A 17,718-nucleotide genomic window follows, 5' to 3' on the forward strand; every position below is an offset into this window, starting at 1 on the left:
GGGAAAATCACCGATGCAGTTTGACCAGAAGCAGCTCAAGGAAGATGGATTTACGGGCTTCCGCTCTGTGGCCACACTTGAAATCAATCGCATCCCGCACCGTCAAGGGATTTTTGTCGTCTTGGCGCCCTCGGACTATGAACCGCGGTACCTTAACCGCAGTACGGCCGGAACCTTCAAGAAGAAAAACCCCTCGCTTAAACCCGAGCAGCTAGAAGCCGAATGGGTCCACGACACCGAAGTCCTATACATCGGAAAGGCCAGCCCAGGCAGCCAAGGCAATCGTGGGCTGCGCCGGCAGATTCAAGAATTCATCGACTTCGGCAATGGCAAACCACCAGGCCACTGGGACGGGCGCTTGATCTGGCAGCTGCGTGGAGCCGGAAAGCTCTTGATCGCGTGGAAAGAATTACCCTCCGAAGAGTTGAATGCTTCACTGGCTAAGTATCACGACAGCTTCCACGCACAGTACGGCAAGTTGCCCTACGCCAATTTGGTCCGCGCGCGGTGAAACGAAAGCGTGTGAAGAGGCGCCCTCGGTTTCGCTGGTTACGCGAAAATTGGGACGACCTCGTGGCACGCTTGCTGGAATTCTTCTCGCTAGGGCCGCGAAATTCACTGCTCAACTTCAGCACCTTCGCCTACTCCGTCCAGAGTTACGCCTTGAACCCGTCAAGCATTATCTGCACCAAACGCTCCTGAAGCTGTGGTGTCTGATTTTTGAAGGCTCGTGGCAACGGTCGAGTGGCTGCTCCAATGGCGGTGACCAGTTCTACGCCGTTCAAATCTCTGCGCACCAATTGTTGGTCTTTGGCCTGTTCAAGAACACGATTTACTGCCTGAGCGCATTCACGTTGCACGGTCAGCACTCGTTCATTCAGAGTCGCAGGCAGGGCTCCCCCAAACGCTTCGCTGAGCGCACCAAGATCTAGGCGCACCAGCTGCTCCAAGAATTTACTCCACGCTCGTGGCTCTTGGGCCAAGTTTTCCCTTGCGAGGTGAGCCGCATCCAATATTTCTTGCAGGGTTGTCACGGTAACTTCCTCAACTAGCTCGGGGCGGGCCGCGAAGTTGCGGTACAAGGTACCGATTCCCACGTTGCTTCGTTCTGCAATGGTGTCCATGGCAACGTTGGCGCCGTACTGGGCAAAGAGCTCTCGGGCCGTACGGAGAATAGTTTCACGTCGTTGCAAAGCATCTGTGCGCATCAACCGGTTATGCCTTCCACGGTGTTGGCGGCGGTGGGGTTTACCCATCTGCCGCTCAGAGAGTCTTAGATAGATGTCCTATTTGGTCGGATCCAAAACTCAGTGATCTTTCCAGAAATTGCTAAGCGTTGCCACGGCGTTAAGACTTTTGCCAGAAATCTATCCCCACACTTCAACTAAATAGCCTTTCATTAGTGATTTTTCGGTAGTCTGGCAGTGAACTACCCCGTGAGTTTTTGGGGATCTGACCTTCGAAAGGCCGCCATGCACGACGATACTTCCTTGACCACTGGTCGAGTCAAACGAGTACTGCAGGAACGAGTACTGCCTGCCATCTACTCGGACTCAATCCCGCTTGAGGTGTCTTGGCATGAACTTCCAGGTGAACCAGTAACACCCACAAAGGGCTTGGCATTGGATTACGTTCCAGCTCAGGTTGGGACCTCTTGGGGAGCTGCTTGGGGCACCACATGGTTCCACCTTCAAGGCCAGGTTCCCGCTAGTTGGGCGTCACGCCGAGTCGAAGCAATTATCGATTTGGGCTTCGACGTAAATATGACGGGGTTCCAGTGCGAAGGGCTCATCTACCGACCTGACGGCAACACCGTCAAAGCGCTAAACCCACGCAACCAGTGGGTGCCAGTTACGGAGTCTGCAGAAGGCAACGAGCTAGTGGATCTCTATCTTGAGGCTGCGTCCAACCCAGTATTGCTGGATCATCACCCGTTTTTGCCGACCGAAGAGGGAGACATTCTCACTTCTTCCACGCGCAAGCTCTACACCATCCGACGTATGGATCTGGCTGTATTTGAACCAGTAGTTCATGAATTAGCTCTTGACCTTGAAGTGCTCCTAGATCTGCAGGAACAACTGCCCCAAGGCCCGCGCAAGATGCAGATTCTTCAGGCCTTGGATAACGCCTTGGATGTTCTTGATCTTCAGGACATTACCTCAACGGCTCAGGCCGCTCGCGATGAACTAGCCGACGTTCTCGCCGCCCCGGCAGAACACAGTGCTCACCAGATTTCCGCTATCGGACACTCCCACATCGACTCGGCTTGGTTGTGGCCACTGCGCGAAACCATCCGCAAGGTCTCACGCACTGCTTCCTCGATGGTTGAGTTACTTGGCGATGAACCGGATTTCCTTTACGGAATGTCCAGTGCCCAACAATACAAATGGCTTAAGAGCCACCGCCCCGAGGTGTGGGAGCGCGTCAAGCAGGCGGTGGCCGACGAACGTTTCCTCCCCTTAGGTGGCATGTGGGTTGAATCCGATACTGTGATGCCTTCCGGCGAATCTTTGGTGCGTCAATTCCTTTACGGCCAGAAATTCTTCCACGACGAATTTGGTGTGAGTTCCAAAGGTGTGTGGCTACCAGATTCCTTCGGCTACTCCCCGGCCTTGCCGCAGCTGATGCGACGTGCAGGTTTTGAATGGTTCTTCACCCAGAAGATCTCATGGAATCAGCAAAACAAATTCCCACACCATAGCTTTGATTGGGAAGGCATTGATGGTTCTCGCATCTTCAGCCATTTCCCTTCCATGGACACCTACAACTCTCAGCTTTCCGGTGAGGAAGTTGCTAAGGCTTCACGCCAGTTCCGCGAAGCGCGCGTTACCAATAACTCCATTGCTCCCGTGGGCTGGGGTGACGGTGGTGGCGGTACCACTCGCGAGATGACTGGCAAGGCTAAGCGCTTATCCAATCTTGAAGGTAGTGCGCAGGTGCGTTGGGAACATCCCAACAAGTTCTTCGACCGCGCTAAGCGCGAACTTCCCAACCCACCGGTCTGGGTTGGCGAACTGTACCTGGAATTGCACCGCGCGACGCTAACCAGCCAGCACCAGACTAAACAAGGCAACCGACGCACTGAGCAACTTCTGGTGGAAGCGGAGCTTTGGGCAGCCACCGCCACGTTATACACGGGAAGCGACTACCCCTACGTACAGCTAGACGAGCTGTGGGAAACGGTGTTGCTGCACCAGTTCCACGATATTTTGCCTGGCACCTCCATCGCCTGGGTACACCGTGAAGTTGTAGGCCGCTACGCACAAGTCATCGAACAGGCCGAAGCACTGATCCTCACAGCACAGCAGCAGCTTGCTGGGGACGGCTCAACGCCCATCGCTTTTAACGGGGCCGCGTTCACGCGTAATTCACTGTCCTTCGGTCAGGCAAAAGCACTCACTGCTAGCTGTGCGGATTCTGTTCAGGCCACGGCAGCTCATGGTGGATACGTCTTGGACAACGGCATTGTCCGTATTCAGGTCAGTGATCAAGGACTGATCACCTCCGCAGTAGATTTGGCCACTGGCCGCGAGGCTATTGCTTCGGGCCAAGAGGCAAACCTCTTGCAGCTGCACCAAGACTTCCCCAACATGTGGGACGCCTGGGACGTAGATAAGTACTACCGCAATCAGGTCACCGACCTGCGTGAACTCAATTCCATGGAATTGTCCTCGACTGAGGATGGCAGCCAGGTCATCACCATCTCTCGTGGCTTCTCGAAGTCGACGGTCATTCAGCAGCTGAGCCTGGCCCCGGGTGACCGAACAGTTCATATCGCTCAAAGCACCGACTGGCATGAGGCCGAGAAGTTCCTCAAGGTCGCGTTCCCACTCGATGTTCGGGCCGAGCAAACCATCGCGGAAACACAGTTTGGCTATCACAAGCGAGTGACGCATGTGAACACCAGTTGGGAAGCAGCGAAGTTTGAAACCTCCATGCACCGCTTTGTGCTGGCCGAGGAACCAGGCTTTGGTGTGGGGCTGATCAACGATTCCATCTACGGCTTTGATGTCACGCGCGAAGCCAAAGAAGCGCGCGTAACCACCACGATGCGTCTGTCGTTGCTGCGCGCCCCACGCTTCCCCGATCCGCAAACAGATCAAGGCATTCAAACTCACCGCTACGGGCTGGTGATCGGCGCCGATATCGCCACAGTCACTGAAGCTGGGGCGCTGCTCAATAGCGCAGAGCGAGTTGTTGTGGGTGCACAAGGCGTGGAACCACTTGTTGCTGTAACCGGTGAAGGCCTGGTGGTTTCCAGTGTGAAGCTGTCCGCTGATCGCAGCGGGGATCTGGTGGTGCGAGTCTACGAGTCGTTGGGACGACGTGCTCGTGGTGCCCTGAAGATCAATGCCGCTTACGCCTCGGCAACTACCGTGTCCCTGCTTGAAGATTCGTTGGCTCAGGCAGCTATTGATCTTCTTGATGGTGCGGTTCCGCTGGAACTGAGTGCTTTTGAGGTGCGCACCGTGCGCTTCAAACTCAGCGACTAAACATTAAGAATCTCAGGCTCGAACGCCTCGCCGTGGCTTACCAGGGCGAGGGTTCGTAGTCCTTGAGGAAGCAACCATAGAGGTCAATGCCGCGTTCCCCGTCCACGATCGGCTGGTAGACTCGGGCCGCCCCGTCGATTAGATCCAACGGTGCGTGCCAGCCTTCGGCGACCATGCGGACCTTGGAATCATGCGGACGTTCGTCGGTGATCCAACCGGTGTCCACCGCAGACATCAAGATGCCCTCGGTGTTCAGCATTTCTTCGGCACTGGTGCGGGTGAGCATATTGAGCGAGGCCTTGGCCATGTTGGTGTGCGGATGACCGGCACCCTTGTAGCGTCGGGAGAACTGCCCCTCCATGGCTGAGACATTCACAATGTATTTACGTCGTGCCCCACTGGCAGCCAAGGTAGGTCGTAACCGTGAAGCCAGCAAGAATGGTGCGGTGACATTGCACAGCTGCACTTCGAGCATTTCCAATGCGTCCACATTGCCCAAAATCTGGGTCCAGGAATTTTCTGTCACCACATCTGGCACCAGTCCCCCGGCGTCGATTGCGGTGCCTGCGGTAATGCGCTCCAGCGAGGCTGAGCCTGCCTTCATTGCCAGCTCTGCAAGTCGTTGTGCGTCGTAGCTGCCTAGCGGTTCCGGGGCCAACAACGCAGAATCCTCAAGCCTAAAGGCACTGGCCAAGGCTTTGGGGTGCTCGGCCGGCGGATTCGCTTCGCCCCATAGCTCCGGGCCGCCGTGGCTGGCCAGTAGTTCGGTGGCTAGCGGTTGCTGTTCGGATTCGATCAGGTGCTGATATGAGTTGGACGTGCGCCGAACGGTTTGGGCCGCGTTGTTGATCAAGATATCCAGCGGGCCTTCGGCGGCTACACGATCAGCTAGAGAGATAACCTGTGCCGGATCGCGCAGGTCAATGCCGACAATGCGCAACCGGTGCAACCACTGGTTGCTGTCTTCGATGGCCGCAAAGCGGCGGGCTGCGTCTTTGGGGAAGCGTGTGGTAATGGTGGTGTGGGCGCCGTCGCGAAGTAGACGCAACGCGATATGCATTCCGATTTTTGCTCGTCCGCCGGTGAGCAGTGCGCGCTTTCCGCTCAGGTCCGCGCGTGCATCACGGCGTTCACGACCTGCTGCAGCGCAGTCCGGGCACAGGTAGTGATGGAAGGCGTCAACGGTGGTGTAGCGGCGCTTGCAGATGTAGCAACCGCGTGGCCTGCGGAATTCGCCAGCAGTATCACCGTCGGTGGAAGCGATCAGGTCTAAGCCCAAGGTTTCGTCGTCAAGGCGCTGAGGTGAACCGGTTGCGGTACGTTCAATCAGTGCGCGGTCTGCCGCACTAATTTCTGCTCGTTTCTGCGATTTTCTGAAACGCTTGGCGGCTTTGAACATGTTGCTGGTGGCGCGGCGTACAGCGACGTGCCGTTCGTCGTCGGAATCCAGTTCATGTACTACCGAGAGCACCTTCAGGGCCGTTGCCAGCTCCGCGTCGGTAAAAGGTTGCGTCGTTGAAGCCGCGTCGGCTTTAGGTGTTTGCTCAGTCATCTCGCCACCAATTTTACTTCCTTGGTGGCTCCGCGCGGTGTGCCTGGGTGGTGCTGTGCGCTACTTGCTCTTGGCTAGGTCTGCGAGGGTTGCAATGAGCAGACGGCGTTCAACAACTTTGATGCGTTCGTGCAACGTGTCTTCGGTGTCTGCATCATCGATGGCGACTGCTTCTTGGCGCAGGATCGGACCGGTGTCCACGCCGGCATCTGCAATATGTACGGTGCAGCCGGTGACCTTGACTCCGTAAGCCAGCGCGTCACGCACACCATGGGCGCCAGGGAACGAAGGCAGCAAGGCGGGATGAGTATTGATGTATGTGCCGTCAAAAGCGTTGATGAATTCTTCGCCGACGATTCGCATAAATCCAGAGGACACAACGTAGTCCGGTGCGTAGGACAGGCATTTTTCTGTCAGCGCATGGTTCCAGTCTTTGCGATCTTCGTAATCCTTGAAGTTCACAACAAAGGTTTCGATTCCGGCTTCAGCCGAACGCTGCACACCGTAGGTATCGTGTTTGTCGGCGCCGACCGCGGCGATGTCTACGTTGGGTAATTCACCAGCCTGAACGGCGTCTATGACTGCCTGAAGGTTCGAACCAGTTCCTGAAACCAAAACCACAATGCGCATGCCTTCAATTCTACGGTTTGGTCTTGCTTGTTTTTCATTCCGCTCAGGTTTGTTGCTTATGCCAGTCTCAAACTGGCGTGGAGAGCAAAGAAAAACGATGATTACGACATGAGTGAGATTGTTCCTGATCAGAAGAATTGGACCTTCGTTTTGGACTCGGTCTGCCCCGAGTGCCAGGTTGATGTCCGCGAGGTGACTCCCAAGGACGTCATCGAGCGATTGCCCTCTGGGGTTCAGCGCTATGTGACGGCGCTACACAATCCAGCAGCACGCGTGCGGAAAAATCCGGCGCGTTGGAGTGATCAGGAATATGTAACGCACGTAGCGCACATGTTGGTGATCATGACGCAGCGACTGGATCTGATGCTTGGGCAAGATGAGCCCACCTTCCCGAATTGGGATCAGGATCAGGCTGCCAATGAAGGTAATTACAACGCTCTTACTGCTGGTGACGTCACGGCGCAGCTTGAGACCGCGGCTTCAAATTATGCCGAAAAATTGGGAAGCATCGGCGCTGAATCTTATTCCAGACGGGGTTTGCGTTCAAACGGTTCGGCCTTCACTGTTGAATCTTTAAACCAGTATGCGTGGCACGATTTTGTGCATCATCTGTGGGATCTGGACCCCAAGCCCAGCTAGAGCGGGCGTCTGGACTCCGGTAGGCGATGCGGCAAATTTATGGCAGCAGTTAATTTATTTGAAACCTGCATTGACCAACCCTGTGACCCGTGATACATTTTTCCCTGTTATACGAATAACTAACTCGCATCACTCAATGGGGAGACACTTTGATGGCTAGAGCCAAGCCCGCTTCCGGGCCCACAATGCACGATGTGGCAGCTGCAGCCAGTGTCTCCCAAGCCACCGTTTCCCTGGTCCTAAATTCCGCTCCTGGATCACGCTTCTCTGCCGACACTCAGCAGCGAGTCTGGGATGCAGTTGAACAGTTGGGATACCGCACCAACGCGCACGCCAAGGTGTTGCGCGAAGGTGTTTCAGGGATGATCGGCTTCATTGGCGACTCGGTGGCAACCTCACCTTTCGCTGGTGCAATCATCGAAGGTGCGCAGGAAAGAGCCTGGGAAGAAGGGCTCCTGCTGCTAACCATCAACACTGGCGGCGACAAAAAACTTGAGGCCGCTTCGCTAGATACGATGCTCTCCTACAAGGTGGCCGGTGTCGTGTACGCGGCAATGTATAACCGTTATCTTGAAGTCCCCAAAGCGCTGGCCGGGGTCCCTTCGGTCGTCTTGAACTCCCAAGACAAAGACGGCAAGCTCCCCAGCGTCGCTCCAGACGAAATTCAAGGTGGCTACACCGCCACTCGACGGTTACTTGACGCTGGCCATACCCGAATAGGCATGATCAACATCGAAACCTTAGAAAGTGGACTACCGGCAGCGGTGGGACGCTTCGCAGGTTATCAAAAGGCCATGAACGAAGCTGGAGTCGAAGTTGATCCTTCACTGCTTCGCTTCGGCGAAGGTGGAGAAACTCATGGCTACACCTTCGGTAGGGAACTACTTTCTTCCAACCGTCCGCCAACCGCTATCTTCTGTGCCAACGACCGCACCGCATGGGGCGTTTATCAGGCGGCAGCGGAGTTGCGGGTATCAATTCCTGATGATGTTTCAATCATTGGCTTTGATAATCAGTCCACACTAGCTCCGTTCCTTCGCCCCGGACTGACAACTCTTGAACTACCTTTCGCCGCAATGGGCCGACAATCGGTGGATTTCCTCCTCCAAGGAGCTAAACCTGATGGTCAGGTAAAGCTCATGGATTGCCCACTTATTGAACGCTCGTCGGTATCACACCCCAAGGAGAAGCCTTGAGTCAATCAAAACCAGCTGCTCTCAGGCGATTTAGCAAATCACCTAAAAAGCGCAAAGTTCCCTTTTCGCTTCAGCTGAAAAAGATCTTGGCAGCCTGGCAGTTATACGTATTACTAATACCTGCCCTGGCCTACATCGTGATCTTCAAGTACTGGCCAATGTACGGTGTCCAAATCGCATTCAGGAACTACAACCCCACCGACGGTTTCACCGGAAGCCAGTGGGTTGGCCTGAAGCACTTCATCAGATTTGTGAATTCTTACCAATTCACAGAGGTGCTGGGCAACACGATCTGGATCGCAGTACTGGGTCTGCTCATTGCCTTCCCGGTGCCAATCATCCTGGCGCTGCTCGTCAACGGGTTGCAGAGCGAGAAGTTCAAAAAGTTCACCCAAACCGTGCTGTACTCCCCTGCCTTCATCTCCACCGTGGTGGTAGTCGGCATGATGTTCGTACTGCTCTCTCCACGTTCAGGCTTGGTCAATAACGCCATCCAGCTCGCTGGTGGTGAACCGATCTTCTTCATGGGATCCCCCGACTGGTTCCGCCCGGTCTACCTGATTTCTGACATCTGGCAAAACGCCGGCTTCTCAATGATTGTGTACCTAGCAGCCCTAGCCGGCATCGATCCAGCCTTGCACGACGCGGCCAAGGTTGACGGTGCATCCAAGCTGCAGCGCATGCGCCACATCGATTTGCCAGGCATCATGCCAATGGTCACCGTGCTGTTCATCTTGGCAATCGGTAACTTGCTCAACGTTGGGTTCGAAAAGGCACTGCTGATGCAGACTCCGCTGAACCTCGCCAACTCTGAAATCATCCAGACCTACGTTTACCACGCTGGTCTGCAGCAGGCTCAGTTCAGCTACTCGGCTGCTATCGGTCTGTTCAACTCCGTCCTCAACCTGGTGCTGCTGTTGATCTTCAACCGTGTGGCTCGCCGGGCAAACCAAGCAACCTTGTGGTGATCCCCGATGTCATTAAAAACAATTCCAGCAACACCAGTTTCGCCTCGACGGGAGGGACAGAAGGTGATTAATCGTCAGTCCGGTGGCAAGTCAAAGTTCCGCCTCCTGCGCGAACGTTACGCCGACCGCACCTTCACTATCGCAGCGGTCACCATCCTGATCCTGTCGATCTTGGCTGTCGTTTACCCGTTGTACTTCATCGTGATCGCATCCATCAGTGATCCCAATGCAGTGTATGAAGGCAAGGTTTGGCTCTTCCCCTCTGGAGTGACTTTCGAGGGATACCAGCGAATCCTTACCGATGGCCGAATCTGGTCAGGCCTGACCAATACAGTGATCTACACGGTACTGGGAACGGCAATCAGCGTTTCCACCATCTTGTGCGGAGCCTACGCACTATCTCGCAAGGATATGCCGGGCCGTAAGTTCTTGATGTTGCTCTTTGTCATCACCATGTTCTTCGATGGCGGTCTGATCACCAAGTACCTGGTCGTGAAGGATCTGGGCATGCTCAACACCGTGTGGGCAGTAGTTTTGCCTGGCGCTGTTGGTGTGTGGAACCTGATCATCGCTCGGTCATTCTTTGAACACACCATCCCTAATGAATTGCGTGAAGCAGCTCAGATGGATGGGGCCAATGACTTCCGCTTCTTCTTCCAGATGGTTCTTCCACTATCAAAACCACTGATCATGCTGATGATCATGGTGCACGTAGTGGCCAACTGGAACTCGTTCTTCGATGCTCTGATCTTCCTCAACGACGATTCAAAGTATCCCCTCCAGCTAGTTCTGCGAAACATCCTTATCCAATCCGACGTTTCCTCGACGGGCACCACCGGCGGAGATATTGCCTCCTACGCCGCGGCCCAGCGAATAGCCGAACTGACCAAGTACGCGATGATCGTCGTCTCCAGCCTGCCGCTGATGATCGCCTTGCCGTTCATGCAAAAGCACTTCACCAAGGGCATGATGATCGGCGCAGTTAAGTAATCACACTCTTCACCTCTCAATCGCAGGGCTAAGTTCCACTGCTTAGTCCTGCACCCCACCCCGAATAGGAACCACCATGGCACTTAATCGCCGACATGCAGCTCTTGCTGCAGCGCTAGCCGGAACATTGATGTTCACCGCTTGCGGCTCAGGAAGCTCCGATGCACCTGAAATCGAGGATTCCTCAGCGGAATTCGGCTTCCACGACACCGGCCTGCCGATCGTTGATAAGAAGCTGGACTTGACCTTCTCCGGTTCCAAGACCGCGCTGGCCCCTGACTTCAACACCATGACCGTGGTGAAGAACTGGGAAAAGGACACTAACGTTCACATCAACTGGGAAAACCTTCCAGAGACCGTATTCCAGGAAAAGAAGAACCTGATTCTTGCTGGTGGCGATCTGCCAGATGCATTCTTCAACTCGGGACTGACCGACTCTGAAATTGCGACTTACGCAACCAGCGGCACCCTGATCCCGCTTGAAGGTCTGGTCGAAAAGAACGCACCAAATCTTTCCAAGCTGCTCAACGAGCGTCCTGATATCAAGGCCGCGATCACTTCCTCAGATGGTCACATCTACTCACTGCCTTCCATTGAAGAGCTCGGCTTGGTTCAGTTCCCTAACCAGCTGATCGTCAACACCGCATGGCTAAAAAAGCTGGATATCCCAATGCCTAAGACCGTGGATGAATTCCACGATGCGCTCAAGGCTTTCAAGGAAAAGGATGCTTCGGGCACCGGCAAGACCATTCCACTGAGCTTCATGCCAGGCTCGTGGTGTGCCGATATCGTTGACCTGATTGCTGCCCTCGGCGGCATCCCAGACAATGCAGATCACCGCATTGTTCAGGACGGAAAGGTCATCTACACCCCTACCCAAGAGGGTTATAAGAAGGCCATCCAGACCCTACACACCTGGTACAAGGAAGGCCTGATCGACCCAGAGTCGTTCTCGCAGGACGACAAGGCTTACCTAGCCAAGGGTAAGGCTGCCAAGGAAAACCTCGGCTCGTTCGTTTGGTGGGAGACCCCAGAAATGGTTGGCGCTGACCGTGCCAAGGACTACGCAATTGTTCCAGTTCTGGAAGGTGTTGACGGCCAGCGTATCGCCAGCCAGTCCAACAACCAGGAAATCGCCCGTGGCGCCTTCGCCATCACCAACGTCAACAAGTACCCAGCAGCTACCATTCGTTGGGCCGACCACCTTTACGATCCGGTTGAATCCGCTCAGGCTAACTGGGGACCAATCGGCGAGACGTTGAAGAAGGATGAAAAGACTGGTCTGCTCACCCAGATTCCAGTCAAGGAAGGCGAAAGCGAAGGCGAACGCCGCCAGAAGGTCGCACCAAGCGGTCCAAAGGCTAACACCGCCGAGAACTTCAAGACTGTTGTCGCTCCGGAGCCACGCGCTGCCGAACGTCAGAAGGTTGTTAACGAGTTCTACAAGCCATTCGCTGGCAACGAGGGTTACCCTGCGGTCCCACTGTCCAACGATGAGCTGCAGGAAATCAGCACCGTTGAAACCGATGCTGCTTCATTGGTTGAGCAGAAGGTCGCCAAGTGGATTGTCACCGGTGGCATCGAAGACGAGTGGGACGAGTACGTCGCACAGCTTCAGAGTGTTGGCGTTGATCGCATGGTAGAGGTCTACCAAACCGCGCTGGACCGTTACAAGTCCAACTCCTAATTCACCACGCACAAGCTAGGGCCGGACGGAACCTGAAAATTTCCGTCCGGCCCTTGCTCTAGAACTAATCAAACCAGCACAGAATTGAGCTTGTTTCCCATGACTGCTTCGACCGCCTCAACGGCCGAAAAGTACCGCCCGTCGCTACACTTCTCAGCGCAAGATACCTGGGTCAATGATCCCAATGGGCTGATTTACCACGATGGTCTCTACCACCTGTACTACCAGAACAACCCTTTCGGAAACGTCTGGGGAAATATGTCCTGGGGACATGCCACCTCACCAGATCTGCTCTCCTGGACACGCCATCCGGTAGCCATCGCCTGTGATGAAAATGAAGATATCTTCTCCGGCAGCATTGTCTTTGATAAAGAGAACACCAGCGGTTTTGGTACGTCCGAGAGCGCTCCACTGATCGCTTTTTACACCAGCGCTTACAAGCCAGGCAACGCTCGTCACGGCATCCAAGCACAGTCCGTCGCTTATAGCCTTGACGGCGGTTATAGCTGGAGCAAGCACTCCGGGAATCCGGTGATTGATCGCAACTCCCCCGAATTCCGTGATCCTAAGGTCTTCCGCTACAGCTCAGCGGAGACCAGCTACTGGGTTATGGTCACCGTTGAAGCACAGGATCACCAAGTAGTTCTGTATAAGTCCGAAAACCTCTTGGACTGGCAATACTTGAGCACCTTCGGCCCTGCCAACGCGACTAGCGGAGTCTGGGAATGCCCGGATCTGTTTGAACTACCGGTAGACGGCGGAGCCAACGGATCCAAGTGGGTTCTGGTTGTTAACTTGAACCCTGGCGGCCCCAACAATGGTTCGGCAGGGCAGTACTTTGTCGGGCAGTTTGATGGCACAACCTTCACCTCCGAGTCCACCGTGACCGAAGGACGCTCCGACAACGAGCGTTTGAACGACTATCAATGGTTGGACTGGGGCCGCGACTACTATGCAGCTGTGTCCTTCGGGGACGTTCCTGATGGGCGTCGTCTGATGATCTCTTGGATGAACAACTGGGAGTACGCGAATCAGATTCCTACCTCACCATGGCGCAGCCCCATGTCGTTGGCCCGAGAAGTAACACTACAAACCATCGATGGTGCACCGCGTTTGGTGCAGAAGCCAGCCTTTGATCCGAAAAACGAACTGGGCTCAACTCAAAACTTCGGCCTCGATTCGGTACAGCTGGATGACGAGGTTCGAGTACTAGACCAGGCCGGCGGTGCGGTGCAGCGTATTGAGCTCTCGGTGACACCGGGAACTGCCAATGAGGTCGGTTTAGTTGTTCGCGGTGGACAGGCTGAAGGGACGCGCATCGGTGTGAACGTTGAGCAATCTGCGCTCTTTGTAGATCGCCGCAACTCAGGCGAAAGCGATTTCCACGAGTCCTTCGCTTCGCTGGATAAGGCACCTATTCTTCCGCTGAACGGATCCTACGAATTGACGATCTTTGTTGATCATTGCTCGGTGGAGATCTTTGCTCAAGGTGGGTCAGTGACGATCACGGATCTGATTTTCCCTTCCCCAGAGAGTATTGATCTTTCGCTCTACGCAACAGGCGGTAGTGCGCAGTTCAGCAATGTGGATGTTGTTCGCTTCTACTGATACAGCGACAGCGGATGGTTCTGCATCTGGGTACACAAAAGGCTGACGGAAATTTTCCGTCAGCCTTTGGTGTATCTAGCTTTAACCCTCTAGTACCGGGTCGGTTTCAAACAGTGGGGCAATGAGATACCCGATCGCCGTACCGATGCCGATCTGCAAGGCCAAAGCGCCAGCAGTCAACCACGGATTCGGGCCGAGATCTGTCAGGCGTCCGATGGCCAAGGAACCGGATGCCAGCCATGAACCGAACAGGCTCAGCACACCGGCAACCACTCCGGTAAAGACCGACAAGCAAGCCGTGGAAGCGCCCAGTGCGAGCATGTTGAACGGGATGCGACGGGCGAACCAATCTTCTAAGTGGTTCTCTCCCCCACGCAAGAAATACCAGCCAGCAAGAATACCTGCAGCAACCGGAATCAGCATGAACAGCCAATGGTTCGAGGCGTCACCCGATGGGATAGATGCCAGCATAGGGATCGATGGCAGCGGCCCCACCGTGGTTTCCAAGCTGGATAATGTGCTTCCGGAGCCCAGGGTGAATCCGCCACCGCTGACCCACGATAGGACCCAGAATGACGCATTAGGAATCAACGCCAATTGCACCAAGGTCAAAGCTGCCGAGCCGATGGGCCCTGGACGCAATTCCTGATACACGTTGGCAACTTCGGTCCAGTGCAGACCCATGTTGATAGTCAGCAGCAACCCGCTAATCCCCACGGCCGCTACGTAGCCAAGGAACCCGGCCACAACAACATGCCATACATAGGAACCAGCCCAGCGGCGGTGCGGAGACAGACGCTGAATATAGGCGGCAATGTCCACGCCAAATAGTCGAGCCCACGAACCGGCCTCGCGGCGCGCTCCGATAATCAACCCCAGGGTCGCAATGATCAGCGGGATGAAAATAGCGGCAAAGAGATTCACCCGCGCGTAACTGTTATTAACGAGCAGTCCCACCACCGCGCCGATGGCGCCATAAGCGGCAAATGCTCCGAGCAGCCCTTGCCAGAGCTGATCGGTGTAGGAAGCACGCGCGATGCGTCGACCTGCGCGCAGGCAGAAGGCAAAGGGAAGTAACGACAGGCCCAAAGGAATCAGCGTCAGCCATCCGGAAACGGAGCTAGGATCCTCGCCTGTGCCTAGGTTCAAAACTTCAATTGGCACACCGTGGATCATCAGCCAGATGAATCCAGCAAACTGCAAAATGACGTTAAAGGAGTCTTCCAAGAAGCCGCCGCTGAAGTACACGGCGATCAGTGGCAACATGATCAGGGCTATGCAAAATACAACGGACTGCAGGATCTCAAAAACGCCCTGCAACGCAAGGGGCATTGGCCAGCCGTTGCGCAGACGCAACATCACTGCCTTCATGGGTTTCTTTTCGCGGCTCATCATTCTCAATGTTGCCACCAATAGGCTCGCCTCACGCAGATCGACGCGCATCCTGCCCCTGAGCGCTTGCCAACAACCGCGTTACTAATAACTCTTTGGTGCCGCTGCTTTTGTGTCGTTGCTGAAACTTGCCGCCAGTGCTTCGGTGGCACGGGCGAGCAAAGCTACGTCAGCGCCAACACCGACAAAGTCTGCGCCTGCTTCCATGTAGGTCCGCGCGGTTTTCTGGTCAAAGGCATTAACGCCGGCATATTTGCCGGCCGCTTTGGCTGCGTTGATGGACTTGATCACTGCATCCACCACCTCTGGGTGGTTCTGCTGCCCGATGACGCCCATCGATGCGGCCAGGTCAGACGGGCCAATAAAGATGCCGTCTACGCCGTCGGTCGCCAGAATTTCTTCCACGTTGGCCACAGCTTGTTCGGCTTCGATCTGCACCATGATCGTGATCGTGTCATCAGCGCGAGTCAGGTAGTCGGGGATCCTGTTCCAGCGTGCCGAGCGCGCCAGCGCTGAGCCAACTCCGCGTACACCCTTGGGCGGATACTGGCAGGCCGCTACCGCTGCGGCAGCTTGCTGCGCGTCATTGACCATCGGGATGATCAGTGACTGCACTCCAAGATCCAAGAATTGTTTGATGACTACAGGGTCATTGACCGCGGGACGAACTACTGGGACCACCGGATAGCTGCGTACCGCTTGGAGCTGAGCCAAAATGCTTTGTAGGTCATTCGGTGAATGTTCACCGTCAATGAAGAGCCAGTCGAATCCGGCACCGGCACAGATTTCGGCAATCAGTGGCGAAGCGGAGCAAACCCAAATGCCGGCCAGGCTATGGTCTGCATCCCTAAGCGCATCTTTGAGCGACGGATCTGGTTCTACTGAAAATGGCATGTCACAGTTCCTAGCGGTCCATAATCTGCAAATACGGTGTCGTTCGCCTCGACCCACATGGGCCTGGTGAAGGAACCGGCAAGAATTAGTTCACCGGCTTTGAGCTTATCGCCGTGGGAAGCAATCTTGTTGGCCAGCCAGTACACGCCAGCAGCTGGGTGGTTGAGCACGCCTGCGGCGACGCCGGTCTCTTCCACGGTCTGGTTTTTGAACAGGATGCCCGAAACCCAGCGCAGATCTATCGCATCTGGCTTGACCGGGTTGCCTCCGATGACCATCGCACCCATCGCGGCGTTATCGCTGATGGTGTCGACGATGGTGCGCCCTTCCATCTCTACGCGGGCGTCAAGGATTTCAAGCGCTGGGATGACGTATTCAGTGGCGTTCAGTACATCGAAGATATTGGCCCGTGGACCTTCGATATCTTTCTTGAGCTTAAAGGCAAGCTCCATTTCAACGCGGGCACCGGTGAAGTCGGAGAAGTTGAAGACTGCGCCGGAATCATGAACCATGTCGTCGAAGATGATTCCGTAGTCTGGCTCGGTGATCCCGGTGGCCATTTGCATGGCGCGTGAAGTCAGGCCGATTTTGCGCCCGACTAAGGTCCGACCGGCGGCTTCGCTGCGTTGGCGCCACAGGTTCTGCACGCGGTACGAATCTTCCACGGTCATCTCCGGGTAGCGTGCGGTTAAACGGGCTACAGGCGTGCGCGTGCGACCGGCCTGAACCAGCTCATCGGCGATGGCCGTGATTGTTTCCTCGGATAGCATCTGCGGCTACACCTTTCACGTCAGTTCCAATCAAGGTGAGCCGCCTATTTCTACCTCGATGAGGTGGCTCACATTTCTTGATCGTACCGAGCTTCTGGGCGCATGGCACATCGTACTAACATTTCGTCTTTTGCTATCTGCCAGTTGCTCGCACATTTGCCAGCAGCGTTTCAAATGGCAGCGAGGTCATATCATCGTTGGGGTCCGCAAATTCACTGACTGAGGGTGCGATTGATCTAGTATCGCCCAAATCTTGATCTGCCTTGAGCTCACCATCAGCGAGGCTCAGTGATATCAGGACCTCTTGGGCCACTCGGCGAGCGCGTTCAGTCAGCGTTCCTGCGATTCCTTGACCACCAAAATCTTCAGAAGCGGCGAAGACTGTGGTCGGCATGATGTTGGTTCGCAGGTAGGCAAAGATAGGGCGCATTGCGTAATCGATGGCCAGCTGATGACGCTGGGTTCCGGCGGTGGCCGCAAGCACTACGGTCTTTCCGTTGAGCGCCTTGGGATCAAGAATGTCCAGGAAGGACTTAAACAGTCCCGAAATGGATGCCGTAAATACCGGAGTGACCGCCACCAGGACATCGGCGTTGACTACCGCGTCAATGACGCGTTGCAGTTGAGGTGCTGCGAAGCCGGTGAGCATGTTGTTGGTGATGTCGCCAGCATGCTCGCGCAACTCAATATTGTTTAGATCTACTTGGATGCCAGCTGCCGCTAGTTTCACAACGATGCTGTCACCAATCTGGCGTCCTAATAGTGAGGAGCTTGAAGGAGAGCCTAGGCCGCCACTGATCACTACAACTGATTTGCTCATGAGTTCTACCTTTCAAATTTATATGCGTATGCATGCTTCAACAAGAAACCTCGGCCCGCTATTCCCTCGGTTCCAAAAT

At 55.2% G+C, this 17,718-nt stretch carries 15 protein-coding genes; 8 read left to right on the forward strand and 7 right to left on the reverse strand.

The genetic code is table 11. The annotated features are described in order from the left end of the window. Window positions 1-13: 13 nt before the first annotated feature. Complete coding sequence (locus EYR88_RS13485; protein ID WP_131090269.1) at window positions 14-511, forward strand: hypothetical protein; 498 nt, start codon at window positions 14-16, stop codon at window positions 509-511. A gap of 145 nt (window positions 512-656) precedes the next feature. Here the strand turns inward: EYR88_RS13485 and EYR88_RS13490 are convergent, their stop codons facing one another. Further along, window positions 657-1,208, reverse strand: coding sequence for a TetR/AcrR family transcriptional regulator (locus tag EYR88_RS13490; protein ID WP_165477372.1), 552 nt, complete (start codon window positions 1,206-1,208; stop codon window positions 657-659). A 264-nt stretch (window positions 1,209-1,472) separates the two neighbouring features. On the opposite strand from EYR88_RS13490, the gene EYR88_RS13495 reads away from it, so the two are divergent. Beyond that, window positions 1,473-4,493: a glycoside hydrolase family 38 C-terminal domain-containing protein gene (locus tag EYR88_RS13495; RefSeq protein ID WP_131090271.1), complete on the forward strand. Its 3,021-nt coding sequence runs from the start codon at window positions 1,473-1,475 to the stop codon at window positions 4,491-4,493. 37 nt (window positions 4,494-4,530) lie between these two features. Here EYR88_RS13495 and EYR88_RS13500 read toward each other — a convergent pair whose 3' ends face one another. Both EYR88_RS13500 and purN read right to left on the reverse strand, forming a co-directional pair. Continuing rightward, complete coding sequence (locus EYR88_RS13500; protein ID WP_131090272.1) at window positions 4,531-6,045, reverse strand: SDR family NAD(P)-dependent oxidoreductase; 1,515 nt, start codon at window positions 6,043-6,045, stop codon at window positions 4,531-4,533. A gap of 60 nt (window positions 6,046-6,105) precedes the next feature. Beyond that, complete coding sequence (purN, locus tag EYR88_RS13505) at window positions 6,106-6,675, reverse strand: phosphoribosylglycinamide formyltransferase (protein WP_131090273.1); 570 nt, start codon at window positions 6,673-6,675, stop codon at window positions 6,106-6,108. A 27-nt stretch (window positions 6,676-6,702) separates the two neighbouring features. Here purN and EYR88_RS13510 point away from each other — a divergent pair, with 27 nt between their 5' ends. From EYR88_RS13510 to EYR88_RS13535, 6 genes are all read left to right on the forward strand, one after another. Beyond that, on the forward strand, window positions 6,703-7,314 hold the full coding sequence (locus EYR88_RS13510) for a DinB family protein (RefSeq protein ID WP_165477373.1): 612 nt from the start codon (window positions 6,703-6,705) through the stop codon (window positions 7,312-7,314). Between the two features lie 152 nt (window positions 7,315-7,466). Continuing rightward, on the forward strand, window positions 7,467-8,510 hold the full coding sequence (locus EYR88_RS13515; RefSeq protein ID WP_242632584.1) for a LacI family DNA-binding transcriptional regulator: 1,044 nt from the start codon (window positions 7,467-7,469) through the stop codon (window positions 8,508-8,510). Continuing rightward, complete coding sequence (locus EYR88_RS13520; protein ID WP_165477374.1) at window positions 8,507-9,478, forward strand: ABC transporter permease subunit; 972 nt, start codon at window positions 8,507-8,509, stop codon at window positions 9,476-9,478. The genes EYR88_RS13515 and EYR88_RS13520 overlap by 4 nt, the downstream gene beginning before the upstream one ends. 6 nt (window positions 9,479-9,484) lie before the next feature. After that, on the forward strand, window positions 9,485-10,468 hold the full coding sequence (locus tag EYR88_RS13525; protein WP_131090275.1) for a carbohydrate ABC transporter permease: 984 nt from the start codon (window positions 9,485-9,487) through the stop codon (window positions 10,466-10,468). A gap of 76 nt (window positions 10,469-10,544) precedes the next feature. Continuing rightward, a complete protein-coding gene (locus EYR88_RS13530) occupies window positions 10,545-12,155 on the forward strand; it encodes an ABC transporter substrate-binding protein (protein ID WP_131090276.1) in 1,611 nt (536 codons plus the stop codon). Between the two features lie 99 nt (window positions 12,156-12,254). Then, the gene (locus tag EYR88_RS13535; protein ID WP_131090277.1) at window positions 12,255-13,763 is read left to right on the forward strand and encodes a glycoside hydrolase family 32 protein; all 1,509 of its coding nucleotides are present in this window, start codon (window positions 12,255-12,257) and stop codon (window positions 13,761-13,763) included. 81 nt (window positions 13,764-13,844) lie between these two features. Here EYR88_RS13535 and EYR88_RS13540 read toward each other — a convergent pair whose 3' ends face one another. From EYR88_RS13540 to EYR88_RS13555, 4 genes are all read right to left on the reverse strand, one after another. Continuing rightward, window positions 13,845-15,173 carry a DUF6350 family protein gene (locus EYR88_RS13540; protein WP_242632585.1) on the reverse strand — a complete coding sequence of 443 codons (1,329 nt, stop codon included), beginning with the start codon at window positions 15,171-15,173 and terminating at the stop codon, window positions 13,845-13,847. Window positions 15,174-15,239: 66 nt separating this feature from the next. Then, window positions 15,240-16,049: an aldolase/citrate lyase family protein gene (locus EYR88_RS13545; RefSeq protein ID WP_131090278.1), complete on the reverse strand. Its 810-nt coding sequence runs from the start codon at window positions 16,047-16,049 to the stop codon at window positions 15,240-15,242. Further along, the gene (gene hpaH / locus EYR88_RS13550; protein WP_131090279.1) at window positions 16,034-16,819 is read right to left on the reverse strand and encodes a 2-oxo-hept-4-ene-1,7-dioate hydratase; all 786 of its coding nucleotides are present in this window, start codon (window positions 16,817-16,819) and stop codon (window positions 16,034-16,036) included. The genes EYR88_RS13545 and hpaH overlap by 16 nt, the downstream gene beginning before the upstream one ends. A 133-nt stretch (window positions 16,820-16,952) precedes the next feature. Beyond that, window positions 16,953-17,639, reverse strand: a complete 687-nt coding sequence (locus tag EYR88_RS13555) for a CE1759 family FMN reductase (protein WP_131090280.1) — start codon at window positions 17,637-17,639, stop codon at window positions 16,953-16,955. Window positions 17,640-17,718 lie beyond the last annotated feature (79 nt).

The organism is Arthrobacter sp. S41 (assembly GCF_004320535.1).
Taxonomy (GTDB): Bacteria; Actinomycetota; Actinomycetes; order Actinomycetales; family Micrococcaceae; genus Glutamicibacter.

Coding starts and splice junctions, on each gene's coding strand:
- EYR88_RS13495 (WP_131090271.1), top strand. CDS start 1,473: ATGCACGACGATACTTCCTTGACCACTGGTCGAGTCAAACGAGTACTG.
- EYR88_RS13525 (WP_131090275.1), top strand. CDS start 9,485: ATGTCATTAAAAACAATTCCAGCAACACCAGTTTCGCCTCGACGGGAG.
- hpaH (WP_131090279.1), bottom strand. CDS start 16,819: ATGCTATCCGAGGAAACAATCACGGCCATCGCCGATGAGCTGGTTCAG.
- EYR88_RS13545 (WP_131090278.1), bottom strand. CDS start 16,049: ATGCCATTTTCAGTAGAACCAGATCCGTCGCTCAAAGATGCGCTTAGG.
- EYR88_RS13490 (WP_165477372.1), bottom strand. CDS start 1,208: ATGCGCACAGATGCTTTGCAACGACGTGAAACTATTCTCCGTACGGCC.
- EYR88_RS13535 (WP_131090277.1), top strand. CDS start 12,255: ATGACTGCTTCGACCGCCTCAACGGCCGAAAAGTACCGCCCGTCGCTA.
- EYR88_RS13515 (WP_242632584.1), top strand. CDS start 7,467: ATGGCTAGAGCCAAGCCCGCTTCCGGGCCCACAATGCACGATGTGGCA.
- EYR88_RS13530 (WP_131090276.1), top strand. CDS start 10,545: ATGGCACTTAATCGCCGACATGCAGCTCTTGCTGCAGCGCTAGCCGGA.
- EYR88_RS13500 (WP_131090272.1), bottom strand. CDS start 6,045: ATGACTGAGCAAACACCTAAAGCCGACGCGGCTTCAACGACGCAACCT.
- purN (WP_131090273.1), bottom strand. CDS start 6,675: ATGCGCATTGTGGTTTTGGTTTCAGGAACTGGTTCGAACCTTCAGGCA.
- EYR88_RS13555 (WP_131090280.1), bottom strand. CDS start 17,639: ATGAGCAAATCAGTTGTAGTGATCAGTGGCGGCCTAGGCTCTCCTTCA.
- EYR88_RS13485 (WP_131090269.1), top strand. CDS start 14: ATGCAGTTTGACCAGAAGCAGCTCAAGGAAGATGGATTTACGGGCTTC.